The 14,750-nt window shown below is 36.2% G+C and carries 9 protein-coding genes; 2 read left to right on the top strand and 7 right to left on the bottom strand.

Annotated elements, in window-relative coordinates:
• Window positions 1-2: 2 nt before the first annotated feature.
• Together thiO and thiC are read right to left on the bottom strand one after the other, a co-directional pair.
• Window positions 3-953: a glycine oxidase ThiO gene (thiO, locus tag ACFIO5_RS01815; protein WP_375617626.1), complete on the bottom strand. Its 951-nt coding sequence runs from the start codon at window positions 951-953 to the stop codon at window positions 3-5.
• On the bottom strand, window positions 950-2,785 hold the full coding sequence (gene thiC / locus ACFIO5_RS01810; protein WP_375617627.1) for a phosphomethylpyrimidine synthase ThiC: 1,836 nt from the start codon (window positions 2,783-2,785) through the stop codon (window positions 950-952). Before thiC ends, thiO begins: the two co-directional genes overlap by 4 nt.
• A 1,859-nt stretch (window positions 2,786-4,644) precedes the next feature.
• On the opposite strand from thiC, the gene bgtC reads away from it, so the two are divergent.
• Window positions 4,645-5,619, top strand: a complete 975-nt coding sequence (bgtC, locus tag ACFIO5_RS01805) for a gene transfer agent tail collar protein BgtC (protein ID WP_375611203.1) — start codon at window positions 4,645-4,647, stop codon at window positions 5,617-5,619.
• 1,153 nt (window positions 5,620-6,772) lie between these two features.
• Here bgtC and ACFIO5_RS01800 read toward each other — a convergent pair.
• The 5 genes from ACFIO5_RS01800 to ACFIO5_RS01780 form a co-directional block, all read right to left on the bottom strand.
• Window positions 6,773-7,606 (bottom strand): heme ABC transporter ATP-binding protein, encoded by an 834-nt coding sequence (locus tag ACFIO5_RS01800; protein WP_375634176.1) that lies wholly within the window; start codon window positions 7,604-7,606, stop codon window positions 6,773-6,775.
• A complete protein-coding gene (locus ACFIO5_RS01795; RefSeq protein WP_375617630.1) occupies window positions 7,603-8,700 on the bottom strand; it encodes a FecCD family ABC transporter permease in 1,098 nt (365 codons plus the stop codon). The genes ACFIO5_RS01800 and ACFIO5_RS01795 overlap by 4 nt, the downstream gene beginning before the upstream one ends.
• 5 nt (window positions 8,701-8,705) lie before the next feature.
• Window positions 8,706-9,608 (bottom strand): heme/hemin ABC transporter substrate-binding protein, encoded by a 903-nt coding sequence (locus ACFIO5_RS01790; protein ID WP_375634174.1) that lies wholly within the window; start codon window positions 9,606-9,608, stop codon window positions 8,706-8,708.
• A 13-nt stretch (window positions 9,609-9,621) separates the two neighbouring features.
• Entirely contained in the window at window positions 9,622-10,665 is a 1,044-nt protein-coding gene (locus ACFIO5_RS01785; RefSeq protein WP_375634304.1) for a hemin-degrading factor, read from the bottom strand.
• Window positions 10,666-10,928: 263 nt separating this feature from the next.
• On the bottom strand, window positions 10,929-13,106 hold the full coding sequence (locus ACFIO5_RS01780) for a TonB-dependent hemoglobin/transferrin/lactoferrin family receptor (RefSeq protein WP_375634306.1): 2,178 nt from the start codon (window positions 13,104-13,106) through the stop codon (window positions 10,929-10,931).
• Window positions 13,107-13,348: 242 nt separating this feature from the next.
• Between ACFIO5_RS01780 and ACFIO5_RS01775 the strand changes: the two genes are divergently transcribed.
• Window positions 13,349-14,116, top strand: coding sequence for an energy transducer TonB family protein (locus ACFIO5_RS01775; protein ID WP_375634168.1), 768 nt, complete (start codon window positions 13,349-13,351; stop codon window positions 14,114-14,116).
• Window positions 14,117-14,750: the final 634 nt, after the last annotated feature.

Genomic DNA, 14,750 nt, shown 5'->3' with positions numbered 1-14,750 from the left:
CTTTATTCCAATGCCAATTTCATTGCTCGTTTTGCCATTTCTGGAGACAACAGAAAACCATGTCTATAAAATCCATTAATAGAAATAAAGTTACCATCTTTATGCACAGAAGGGAAGTTATTAGGATAACATGGACGAACACCAACGCCAGATTCAATAATTTCTGCTTCAGCAAAAGCAGGATGTAAAGTATAAGCCGCGTTGAGCAGTTCCATCATTGATCTTACAGAGATTGCACCATCAAAGTCACTTTCAATCATCGTTGCACCAATCATAAAAATATTATCTTGTCGAGGTACAATGTAAAGAGGAAACCGTGGGTGAAGAAGACGAATTGGACGCGAAATTTTAATATCGGTGCAGCGCACGAGAAGCATTTCACCGCGTACGCCCCGTATATTTTTATCTTTTCCTAAACGTGCTATTCCTGTCGCATCAATAACAATATCAAAATTTTTTTCAGCCTTCTCTACATCAACAAAACAGGCTCCATTGTTGAGAAGCTTTTCTTTTAAAGCCATAAGTGCTTTGCGAGGGTCAATATGGGCTTCATTTTCATAAAAGAGTGCACAGTTAAAACGTTCAGCAAGATCTGGTTCAAGATGAGCTATTTCTGTATTATCTATGGTTTTGTGATTATGCGTACGCACAGAAAATCGTTCAAGCTCTCCTCTATCTCGTGTAGGTGCAACCACTAAAGTGCCTTTTTGTATGACAAGGTTGGGGAGCGTTTTACGCCACCATTGTATAGCTTGTACACCAAGATCTTCAACAATTTGTTCTGCACTTTCCCTTTCACAGTAAGGTGCGAGCATTCCTCCTGCATACCAACTAGCACTTCCTATAGGTGAATGAGAGGGGGCTGATACAGTAACAGAAGCACCTTTTTGCTTTAACATAAAGGCAGCTGTTAAGCCGCCTACACCTGCACCTTTGATAAGAATGTTCTTCAACTATTTACTTTCTTTTTTTGAGGAGGAACAATTTCCATATAAAGGTCACCATTTTTCTGATATTTTTCGGCCATGGCGATCATACCTTCCCCTTTTGTTTTTCTTATTGCGGCTGCCTCACGAATATCATGGGAAATACGCATAGAACAGAACTTTGGTCCACACATGGAACAAAAATGCACCAATTTATGGGCTTCTTTAGGCATTGTCTCATCATGAAAGGCACAGGCTGTTTCTGGATCAAGAGAAAGGTTAAATTGATCATGCCATCTAAAATCAAATCGTGCACGCGAAAGAGCATTATCGCGCAATTGTGCTCTAGGCAAACCTTTGGCAAGGTCTGCGGCATGAGCAGCAATTTTATAAGTAATCACACCAGTTTTTACGTCATTCCTATCGGGCAGTCCTAGGTGTTCTTTAGGTGTTACATAACACAACATAGCAGTTCCAAACCATCCAATCATAGCGGCACCAATTGCTGATGTAATATGGTCATAACCAGGAGCAATGTCTGTTGTAAGAGGTCCCAAAGTATAAAAAGGCGCCTCATGACAAAGATCTAATTGTTGCTCCATATTTTCTTTAATTTTGTGCATTGGGACATGCCCAGGGCCTTCAATCATAACCTGTACATCTTTTTTCCAAGCAATTTTTGTCAATTCTCCCAAGGTTTTAAGCTCTGCAAATTGGGCTTCATCATTGGCATCGGCAATAGAGCCAGGACGCAATCCATCCCCCAATGAAAGAGAGATGTCATACGTTTTTGCAATATCACAAATTTCATCAAAATGTTCATAAAGAAAACTTTCTTTATGATGATGCAAACACCATTTTGCCATAATAGAACCACCTCGTGAAACAATACCTGTTACCCGATCAACGGTCAAAGGGATAAAAGGTAGTCTTAATCCCGCATGAATGGTAAAATAATCAACCCCTTGCTCTGCTTGCTCAATAAGGGTATCACGGAAAATGTCCCATGTTAAGTTTTCGGCAATACCCTGTACTTTTTCGAGTGCTTGATACAGAGGAACAGTCCCGATGGGAACAGGGGCATTTCGAATAATCCACTCACGAATATTGTGAATGTTTCGACCTGTTGAGAGATCCATAACTGTATCTGCTCCCCAGCGAATGGCCCAAACCATTTTATCAACTTCTTCTTCCATAGATGAAGTCACTGCTGAATTGCCAATATTGGCATTAATTTTAACACGAAAATTACGTCCAATAATCATGGGTTCGCATTCTGGATGATTAATGTTTTGTGGGATAATGGCGCGTCCACAAGCAATTTCATTGCGAACAAATTCCGCAGTATAAATTTCTGGTATTGATCCAGCAAATGTTTCATTTGATGGTACATTCTGCCGTTCTTCTACTGCTAATCCTTCATTTTCTCGTATAGCCACATATTCCATTTCTTCGGTAATAATGCCTGCGCGTGCGTAAGCCATTTGTGTAATTGCTTTGCCATTTTTTGCTCGTAAAATAGAACGTTTTTGCTTAAAGGCTGGTGTAAGGTTTTTATCAGAAGTCAATCCATTATCTTCAGGTTTAACTAATCGTGCAGGATAAGTTTCAGTATCATCCCGCTTAGAGAGCCAAGGCAAGCTAATTGCTGGCAGGCCTTTTGTAATATCAATGATCATATCTTTATCTGTGTAGGGGCCAGAAGTATCGTAGACGTTTAAAGGTTTTTCACCACTGCCATCAGCCAGTGAAATTTCACGCAATGGTACGCGCACATCAGAAAAGAGAAGGCTCTGTTGATAAATTTTGCGTGAAGCGGGAAAGGGGCTACAACTGATTGATGGAGTATTTTTCTGCACAAACTTTTTCCTTATAGACACAGAGTTCAAAAATAGGTTGCGATGTTAATGGAGTTATGATGTTAATGGAGATGTATTCAAATTATCAATTACGAGCATTCAGAAGAATAGGGATAGTATTGCTTTATAGCAAAGAAAACCCAATACATCTCAAGAAAAATTATTTTGAAAAACTAAAACAATATCTATTCTAATATTTGCATGCCTCCTCCCACTTGAAGTATTTTTGTTAATACGAATATGGTTGGCTTAAATATCTATATTGTCAATCATAAAAATATATTTTAAACAATTTTGGTTTGTTTTTAAGAGTGAAAATAGATATTATGAAGTGATAAACTATGATATTGAAGCTTTTATAAACCAGAATAAAGTTAAAAACGGACTATCAGGGAAAAGTAGATAGTTTATGGCTCTGATTGAGATTTTTTTCATATTAAAATAATAACTCAGAATACCATAAGATCCTCTCATCATATATCTTTTCATATAAAAACATTTCCTTGCACGTCATAAATGGGAGCGTATGGGGCAAAGCACTTGAAGAAAGGAAGCCAAATGTCATTTAATGAACATTCTAAGATGTGAGGCTGTCAAAACGTGGGGGACAACAAAATGTATGATGGATTCCACTTGTATCTTCAAAATCTTAAAGCTGATGATCTATAATGGCTTGCTATTGTATCATGGACGTGCGCTGTCGTAAAATGAAAGGAGTATATTTTGAGCAATATTTCTTAAAAAGTGCGTAATATGCAATATCATTATATTTTGTTTGGGGCATTCTATTCTTCATGAGGGGGATGTTCCCATTAAGAATGCGATAAACAAAAGCGTGAAACAATACCTAATCTTTATTATTAAAAATAATATTGTCTTGAATTAAGAAGAACACCAATAATTGCAAGATGTTGTTTAGAATGATTTATTGTTCTTGCAAAAAAAATATACATATAATAATATATAGAGGTAGATGTGTTAACTGTGGGAGGGGAAAAGTTGGTTATGGGGCGTTTAAAAAACAAGGATATTGTTCATAAAAATTGGGGGAGAGGCTAGGTTATGCTTTTTAATTTTTTCCGGATCGGATACAACCTTCAAATTTTGTGAAGGTGTGTGATATTGAATATTTCAAAGTATTTTATTTCCAGTTTAATGAAAGTGTGGAGCAAATGTCCATATTGAATATATTCTCTGTGATACATTTAGATTGAACAAAAGCTTATTCAAAAAAAACATTGGTGCTAATCTTGTGACACAATTTCAGAAATAAATTGAATAAAATAGAACAAAGTATGTGCGTGGGAATAAAAACATAATGAAGCATATAAAAAATTTGAAGCTAATTTTTAAAATTTTAATACAAATGATAGCTAAAAGATAGAATTTCTTTGTTTAAAATATATGGTATAAAATATCGACGAGATAGATTTAAGCTATTGAAAAAAAAAGATAATGTTTAAGTCAGAAACTTTCTATGTGGATGATAAGTTATTACATTCAGTAATGGTTATATGAAATCCATAATAAGGAAAAATTTGAATAGTATTTATAAATTTTGCAACAAGATGCAAGATTTAAAAAATAATTATATAACAACAGCAAAGCAACAAAACAAGATATTAAGTAACATAAGATGAGTTAGTTAGATTATACATTAGAAGAGAAAGCATTAATACTAATGTTATGAAAAGCGTCTGGTGAATTTAGGTTATAAAATTGGAAGGAGTGAAGAGAGATAAAATACGTAAATAAGGATGGTGCAGTGGTTATGATGTACCAATCAACAGCGGCAGCACATTTTAGTGCACAGAACGAGAAGTTGTTAGAAAAACTATGAAAATAATGGGGGATTTAAAATGTCTAATATTTACGATTGGTCTCTAAAGGCTGATGAAAATGCTTATTCAGATAGTATCATTAATTGGGCAGAAGGACAGCCGCCTAGTTCTGTTAATGATAGTGCACGGGCGATGATGCAGCGCGTGCGCGAATATCTTGCAGATAATGGTGGATCTATTAATTCAAGCTTTATAGTAAATTTGGAAGATAAAACAACATTAATTACCTTAAAGACAGTTTCGCCTATAAAGAAATACAACAATGATATCGTCATACGTTTTAAAGCTTGTGGTGTAAATATTGGCGTGACAACAATAACTGTTAATAATATAGGAGAAAAGCTTATCTATAAAGCCACTGATACGGGGGTTATACCATTAGAAGGTGGAGAATTTCAAACAGATGGCATTTATGAAATGGTATACAATAATGGTGTTTTAATAAAAGAGCATGAGGGTTGGTATTTATTAAACCCTACACCACCTAAGATAGAAAGTTTCCCCTCTGGATTCATTGCAACATTTGCTATGCAAAATGTGCCAAATGGTTGGCTTTTATGTGATGGTAAGGCCTATAAGCGTGAAGATTATCCGCAGTTATTCGAGGCAATAGGTGATAAATGGGGAAAAGACAGCAATAAAACTTTTAAAGTTCCTGATTTTAGAGGTATGTTTTTACGCGGCTTTGATAATGGTCGGGGTTTAGATGGTGGTAGAAAGTTTGCAGATGAACAACAAGATAGCATAAAATCACATACGCATATTGGGAGTATTGAAAACGCAGGCGAGCATGCGCATAATTTTGAGTATCAAGGGGTAGGATGGCCCGTTGGTGATATTGGGAGACTCCCGAATCATTATACTTATAATGCGACCCTGAAAGGGAGAACAGCTTCTGCTGGTGCACATACACACAAGGTAACTCTTTCCCATACGGGTGAGGCAGAAACGCGCCCTGTTAATACAACCGTTGTCTATGCTATAAAATCATGAGTATGTTTAAGTAATAATAATAATCTATACACCTTGATAATTTTGTTAACGCGGAGCAATTCCGCGTTATTTTCTATGCATATGAAAAGGAAATCTATATTGTTAATAGGATACTTGAGAGAGTGAAAAAACAATTTTAAAATGATTGAAAGAAAGAGTTAAGGATATAATTTATTATAAAAAAAAGAAAATCATAACTTTTTTATAATTGTACGATAACATAGGGAAAATGTGTAAAAATCATTTAAACTGTGCCGTGAAGAGATCTGGAGATATATTTTTTCATAAGGTGTTTTGATAGGGGAAGGTAGTAAAATTATTCAACCTGAGGCATAAAAAAGTACAATATTTTTAGCGTTTTTTGTGCAAAAATAGCATAACCCTGTATGAGTTAATTCATCTTATAAAGATATTTTTCACCTTGTTGTCGATTTCATTTCTTTGCATTGCCATGGTAGGAGGCTTTATCTGTAAATGATAGTGTACCCCTTTGAGTGGAATCATCGTTATGCTTGTGAAGCAGCAGAGCAACGCTATTTCTATACTCTCTCCTCATCCCTATATTCCGTATTGTTTTTGCATTAGGGGGCTTACAAGAAGCGTTATTGAGTTTATTTTAAAGTTTTTATTCAATAGGTTAATTCTTTATGATATGCCAATAAACAATTTTTTAATAGAGAGAGAAAAGTAAAAATATCATTGTAAATCAATATTTATTTATAAAAAAAGCTAAAGTATATGTGTTATAAAGAAAACATTACCATTAAAGCTACAAATAAATCTTTTATGGAGGGGAGAAAGGTACTTGATTTCTATATAGTCCTTAGAAGATATAAATAATACACCCGTTATTATAACAAAGGCATTTGTATGTATTTCTTGAATCATTTTTATAAAGATAAAAGTGATAGAAAGAGTGAGAAAACGCATATTTATGTTGTATAAATTCGTATTATCTAAAAATTTGATAACAAAACAAAACTTCACATGTTTTTAGTTACGTAAAATCTTGAAAGATTTTAAACTGGTATTTTTTTCAAAAAATATCTTTAGGGTAATTGGTCTTCTTTTTTTATGATAGATGACAAAAAGGAATTCATATAAAAATAAAAAAGATTCTTGAATATTTGCGTGTTTTATTTTGCTATGGACTTTAGTTTTTAGATTGAAGCCGATAGCTTAGAGATCTAATTTCATAGGAGGATGTCGTTTGAGGGAGTATAAAAGGGATATCTTCTTTAGGTAATTCAGAAACGTTTAAAGAACAATGATAAACATTGCGGAGATTTTGTGTTGTCAAAACATTAGTTGCATTTCCTTCGCAATAAATCTTACCTTCCTTGAGCAAGATCATGTTATCTGCATAATGTGCCGCGAGATTGAGGTCATGAAGAACAGCAAGAACACCGCCACCAGAATGAGCAAATTGTTTAGCAATATCCATAACGATGATTTGATGTTGAATATCGAGGCTAGCAATAGGTTCATCTAATATCATCCAGCGAGGAATCCCATTATGAACAGGTTTCCAGACTTGGCAAAGTACACGGGCAAGTTGCACTCTAGCTTGTTCTCCGCCTGATAATTGGTGATAATACAGGTTGCCATAATCAGAAAGGTCAACGCACTCTAAAGCTTTCTGGATAAGATTTTGCAATTCGGCTTTGGCAATGCTAAATTGGTTTACAGAAAGGCCAAGCCCTACAACTTCATGGACTAAGAATGGAAATACGAGCGTTGTTGATTGTGGTAGTACAGCGCGCATTTTTGCCATTACATGAGTTTTTGTTTGGCATACATTATAACCATTTAAGGTTATTTTTCCACTGTAAGGAATTTCACCACTCAGAGCTTTGATAAAAGTACTTTTTCCTGATCCATTAGGACCAATAATAATGGTAAAAGCACCACTTTTAGCTTGAAGATTAATGTGTTTAAGAATCTGCTTCTTTCCGCGCTGAACACAAATATTTGTCGCTTCAATCATGAAAAGTCTGTTCCTCGTTTGCATATAAGGATCCATAGAAAGAAAGGTGCACCAAAAAGTGCTGTTACAATCCCAATCGGCAATTCTGCGGGGGCAACAATTAAGCGTGCAAACATATCAGCAAAAATAAGTAATGCTGCTCCCAAGAGAGCAGAGCAAGGAATGAGATAGCGATGATCAGGACCAATGAGCTGACGTAAAATATGAGGAACAATAATACCAATAAAACCAATACCACCACTGACAGCAACAGCACTGCCGCACATAAGAGCAACAAGAGGAATAGCAATATTTTTGACGCGTTGAATATGGAAACCAATATGGCCAGCAACAGCTTCTCCAAGAGCAAGGGCATTAAGTGCTCGTGATAAAAAGGGAGAGAAAAGAAGACCAATAACGATAAAAGGGAGAACGAGCCATACTTTCAACCATGTAGCGCCCGCAAGAGAGCCCAGACTCCAAAAAGTGATATCACGCAGTTGTTGGTCATTTGCGACAAAAATCAATGTTCCGACAACAGCACTGCTTAATGCACCAAGAGCAATGCCAGCAAGCAGCATGGTTGCAATAGAGGTAAAGCTGTTATGCGTTGCTATTATGTAGAGAATAATCGTTGATAAAAGTCCACCAAAAAAAGCACCTATGATAACTTTATAAGGCTCTAGAAAAGGTGCAAAAGAAACAGGAAAAGCAATGCCGACAACAATTGCTAAGACTGCTCCAAGTCCAGCACCTGCTGATACACCTACAATTCCGGGATCTGCAAGAGGATTACGAAAAAGCCCTTGCATAAGAACACCGGAGACAGCTAAAGCTGCTCCAATCAATAATCCCAAGATAACACGGGGAAGCCTTATGTCGATGAGCACGAGGTAATCACGCGTTTTACTACTTACCGAAAAATCTTGTGTAAGCATCACATGGAGGAGATCAACGAAAGAAACCTTTGCTGCACCATTCAAGAGCCCACCAAAAATACTGAAAATAAGGAATATTATTAAGCTTAATAATAAAATCTTCCCCTGTTTTGAACGGTTTATTTTTTTACCTTCTTTTTCTTTAGGTAAATGCATCCTGGATGTACCGTCTACCATTTTTATCAGCTCTTACCGTTTTGATGTGCACCATAAAGTATCTCAATAAGTTCTCTTGATGCGTCTGCAGTACGTGGACCAAATCCCAAAAAATACATAGCATCCATCTGTTTTATGGCATGATTTTTCGCTGCAGTTGTTGCTTGAACTGCCGGTATGGCTAAAATCTTATCAATGCTGGTTGATCTTGCACCATGTTTTACAAGCAAAATAACATCAGGATCTGATTTCAATAATGCTTCGCCGTTGAGAAGTTTATATCCTTTATAATCGGTGATAGCATTGATAGCGCCTGAAAGTTTGATCATACTATCAGCTGCAGTACCTGTTCCAGATGCCATGACGCGTCCATTTTGCACAGAGAAAACAAAAAGAACACGCTTTGGTGTTGTTACTTTCGCCAAAAGCGCATCGTTGTCTAAAAAATTACGCTTCAATTTCTCAATTAACGCCGCGGCTTGCACTTCCCGATGAATGGCTTGACCAACGAGGCGAATCTTTTCTATCACATTTTCACGGGAGTAGTCTTCTGGTATGATCACCAGAGGTATCGATGTTTTTTTGAGAATATCAATTGTTGAAGCGGGACCACTTCCTTCAACAAGCAATATACCCTCTGGAGCAAGTGATAAAACCCCCTCAGGTGAAAGAGCACGCATATATCCAAGCACAGGAAGCTTGAGCGCTTCTTGTGGGTAGACGCTTGTACTATCACGGGCGACAAGTTGATCTTGGGCTCCCAATGCATAGACAATTTCTGTAAGTGCTCCGCCGATAGAAACAATTCGAGCATTTTCAGGAAAACGCGTTGCAGGTTCAGCAATTACTTGTTTAGAAAAACAAGTAAGAGAGAGCAGTAAACACATAAGAAAAAGGTTTGATAACCTATGTAAAAGAGATATGAACATGTCTAACCTTATCTTAGTTACTGCTGTTTTCTTGGCATGATGGCAAACTATTCAATAAAGAACGCCAATCTTCACGTTCTTTTTGACCCTCCTTGCGTACGCCAAAGAATTGAATAACCATCTCATCATCTTTATCGAAAACTTCAAGTGAACTGACATAACCATCACGGGTAGGTTTGCGAACATGCCATACTCTAGCAATTCCGGACGTGAGTAAATGAAGGTCAAATCTTGGATCAAGAACATTAAGCCAAGGTCCCATTTGCTTAATATTTTTTACAGTCCCACTAAAAATTTGAATACACCCTTTATTCCCAACAAAACACATGATTGGCAGTTCTTGTTGTGCGACTTGGTTAAGCATTATTTCAACAGCATTTACCTGTAATTCATCGGCAAATTCATTACCAACATATTTTACAGCATGATGTCGATTAATTTTAAATTCGGAAATAATTTTGTGAAGTTGGTGTACATCTGTCATTTTCCGCCAACGATCCCGAAAACTCTCAATATCCAATTCTGTTATGTCACATTGGGCTGGGAGAAAAACGGGAAGAATGTTAAGAACAGGAGACTGATCTTCAAGAAGGAGCTTTTCAACAAGTTTATTCCACTCTTCCATATTTGTCATATCTTTAGAATAGACCTTTAAAATAGCAACGCCATGTTGATCAAAGAATTGCAGACTTTTTGTAGGTTTTCCAAGAATAACGACATCATATTCAAAACCGAACTTCCATTGTTTTGTAAAAATACGCAAATCAATTTCACCAAGTGTGATAGGAATATGTTCGTTTTGAACAATTTTTTCAAAACGTCCCGTTATTTCGTGAACAGCATATTCATTGCGAGTTAAGACCATGACGGTTCCAAGTCGAGGTGCATTTTCTAAGAGAGTAGCAACATCAGTTTGTAGCCTTTTTGCTTTTCCAATGGTACAATAAGCCGCAATAAGCTCTGCTTCAGATATACCAATCGAAACCGCAAAATCGCGGTTTCGCATTTCTTTTTTTTCTTCACGCAAACGAAGAATCATTTCAGCTGTATGTGCCATGAATTTACCTTATGTTACTTAACTCAAAAACTAACTTTCAAATTTTACAATTCCAAGGCAATAAATTAAATTCTTTTAAGAGTTCAATCTATCACAAAATAACACTCTATCGCCAACAGCTGAGCAATCAAAAAACGATAAAACAGAAAGAATTAAAACTTTTCTACCAAATCTTTGTAATTTAAAAGATGTTGAAAATAGAAACACAATAATTAATCCTTTTATCAATACGATTTTATTGACCGAATAATTAACAGAAGTGACTAAAACTTTTGTACAAACGACACCTTAAAGTTACGACCAGGCTGGCTATAATAATCTTTTGGTGTTGAACTTTTACCTGAAGGAAGTTCAGATACATTCCAATATTTTGTATTGAAAAGATTATAAACACCGGCTCTTAGAATAGGTCCCGTTTCACCGAATGGTTTCCACCACCCTGTCATATCAACGACATGATATCCTGGAATTTTTTGGTAATCAGATTCTCCGGCTACTTTGTCACGTTTAGCTGCCAAAGTAAGGATAATATCGCTTCCCCAAACCTCTTTTGCATATCCTAATCCGATAACTGCTTTCAAAGGAGGAATTGAGTTAAGATACTCCTTTTTATCAAGATCTTTTCCTTGTGAATAAGCAAGAGCAACATTGCTATGAAAACCATTTTTAAGAACTAAATGGGCTTTTGTTTCAACACCAAAAATTTGCACGTGAAAACGATTCATGTAATGCCGACGCGCAAATCTAAATTCCTCTGATGGCCCTCTATCCTCAGTATCTATGAAATTCTTATATTGATTGAAAAAGGCATTGAAGGAACCACCGAAATTTACATTTCCATACCGTAGACCAACATCATACCCATTGCTTGTTTCTGGTTGAAGATCAGGATTCCCTTTCACATAATAAGCAGAAGGTTTGATATAAGAGACGTAAAGTTCTGAAATACGTGGTGCACGAAAAGCCTGTGCCCACTGAGCATAGAGCGTTACTTGATTACGAACATCCCACTCCACGCGTAATTTAGGAGAAAAGCGTGAACCACTTCTTTCTGGAGGGAATTTATCAGAAATCAATGCTTTCTCATAAGAAGGTGTTTTCTGAGGAACATATTTGTACCAATCATACCGGATTCCCGGTATTACACGAAAACGATCATCAACCAACCCAATTTCATCTTCAAAAACAAAACCTAAATTGTAACCATTTGTGTCTGGTGAATCTGATCGATTAGCAGGAACAAAAAGACATCCCCGAGCGTATTCTTTTATATGACAGTTGTCTTTACCTAACAAATAGTGATGAAATTTAGATGACGAAACATTCATTACAAACTTTAACGTATGGTTTATAGTGCCAAAATCCACTTTTTTAAGGGCATCAGCATTGAAACCATAATTGATATTACGCAAGAAATTATCTCTCAAATAATCCCCTTTGGGTGCTGAAACACGAACGCCTGTCATAACGTAACGACTTGATTGCCTTTGCCAATAAAGCTGCCCATTAAACACATCAAGAACTGCATCACCATTACCATTATAATTATAAGAAAGAGAAAAGCGCTCACGAAGTTTATTATCCTGCTCATAAACGGAACCTGGAGCGTATCTTTTAGACGAATTTAATTCATGTGTGTTACTATTATGACCAAAACGCTCTGCGGTAAAACCAAGGCGGTGATTATCACTCAAATATTGATGAATTTTAAAAAGCAAGTTATTTTTATCAAAGTGAGAAGGGTTTTTGCGCGTGCGTTCCTCATACCCTTCTACTGTTCCCATATTTTTGCGCTCATGACCTTCTACATAAGATCCTTGAAAAAGTAAAAATGTCCGGTAATTACGCACAGCAAAAGCTTGATCGATGCGCCAGCTGTTATCAACAGAATTATAACCACCTTTTATAAGGCTTCCCCAATTCTTTTCTTCCACGATCAGGTCTTCAGGATCAAGGGTACGCAACGCAATGATTCCCCCTAAGGCGCCAGAACCATAAAGACTAGAATCTGATCCTTGAATAGTATCAAACGTAGAAAGAGCATTGAAATCAAAAGTTGTGTTTCCACCTCCACCACGGAATATATCATTAAACCATGGAAGAGAAATACCATCCATTGTCGTAAGAACACGGTTTGCATCTAAACCCCGAATAACGAAACTGTTATTTTCTGAGTTATAGGATACGGAAGGATTAAGACGACTCACATCATAAACATCAGTTATTTGTCTTTCATCAATATTCTTGTTGGTCTTACGATCAGTCAGAATGGTTATTGAATTTGAAGCATCTTCTATTTTTTTTCCTTTAATAAGGATTGGTTTAAGTTCAGTGACAGCACTTCCATCTTTATTTTGTGCAAAAACAAATGAAGGTATACAGACCGATAATGCACTTAAAATTACACAGCTTTTATAGATATTTTTTCGTCTTATTTGCATAACACATCATAACCCTTTTAACCATCCCCTCTCTGTTTTGAAATTTTTTAATACAAAAAGGCTGGACTCACTGATTAAAACTTGCCAGCCAAGTAGGAATGATTTTGACAACGGCACAAAATCATTAGAAGACCATATTAAACATGACAAAATCAGTCAAGAAAAAAGTTGCAATTTCAAAATAGCCTGTTTTAATGAGATTGAACACCAATATTAAGCTTAAAATAGTGGCAGAATAAACGATGAATTTTGCAAATACGAAACAATTATTAACTCTTTGGATTGGTGCATTTATTGGGGCTTTCTTTTTGCATGTATTATTAGCAGCACAGTTTTATTTTCAAAGTACTGGTATAAGTAATGGCTTGCTCTCATCGGAGATTATGCTGACTTTTGTGCAAGAAACTGTATATCCGGATGTTGATACAGATTTGCCAGATATTCATAGAGAGTCGGATATTAATACAGAGCAAGAAGTATTACAGTCTGATCTCCTAGAGCAGGAGTCAGAAGGATTGGAATCCGTGGATGAAGTTCAATCGGAAGAACCTCAGCATATAGTAGAACAAGATGACTTAAAGCCTTTGGAAGAACCCCTACCTCAAAAAGTGGAGCATAAAGCGTTTATCAAAAAAACAATACCGATGCCAAAGGCTGTAGTAAAGCGCTCCAATGCAAAGGCGGTACGTTCTTCTTCCATCAACAAGGGCGGCGGTACAGCAGGGCTTGAAGATATGTTGTTAATGGAGTGGTTAGCAAAGGTACAGTCACAATTAGAAAGGCAAAAAAATTATATTGTGGGACAGCGCACCAATCGTACAAAAGGAACGGTGAAGTTAGAATTTATGGTGCATGAGCAGGGGAGTATTTTTTCTAGTCGTGTCATTGTTTCTGCTGGAGATCCAGAACTTGATCGATTAGCGATGGCAGCCCTTCGACGCGTTGGTTCTTTTCCACCACCACCATCAAAAGTGAATAAAACAATTAGAGTATCCCTAATATTTAGCTGATTTTTTATACGGGGCGATTTTCTTATAATATATTGATTTATAATGATTGTTTATAATTTTGATGAAAGTTCAAATATAATTTATTCGAATTTTTTTGATGTTGAATCAATCAAAACCATCCGCTTACTTATGATACAAGTTGAGGAGGAGCATGGATAAAAAACTTCTAAAAAGCAGTGAATATACTTCTTATGAGTGCTCTAAATGAAAGGGCTTTTGCAACATTGGGAGTTAAGGGATGATAGAGCTATAGGTTTTATTAATTAAAGGTTAATCGTGTCTAATCGATTTTTATACCATTCGTGAGAGGATTTTCGTAAGTACTTTTCAGATACACCGTTGTGAAATGGACTTAGAAACATTAAAATAAAACAATAATATAAATAAGAAAAACATACTATTTGGGGATGCTCTGTTTTGTGTAAAGGATGTGAGCTTATATGTAAAAATGAGAAAAAAGCAAAGATTCATCTTTATTATTAAAAGATATTGACATATTTAAAAGTCGTAAAACCGAATGAAAAGGGAAGGGGCAGAAGAGAATTGTTTGTCTTTAAGGCTTTCTAACTCAATGCGTCTCTCTTTCTGTTATCAGAGATAATCTAAACGATATACACAATAATGCGCCCCTATT

The sequence above is a fragment of the Bartonella sp. AA86SXKL genome, from assembly GCF_042196885.1.
This window is presented reverse-complemented; position numbering and strand designations above follow the sequence as displayed.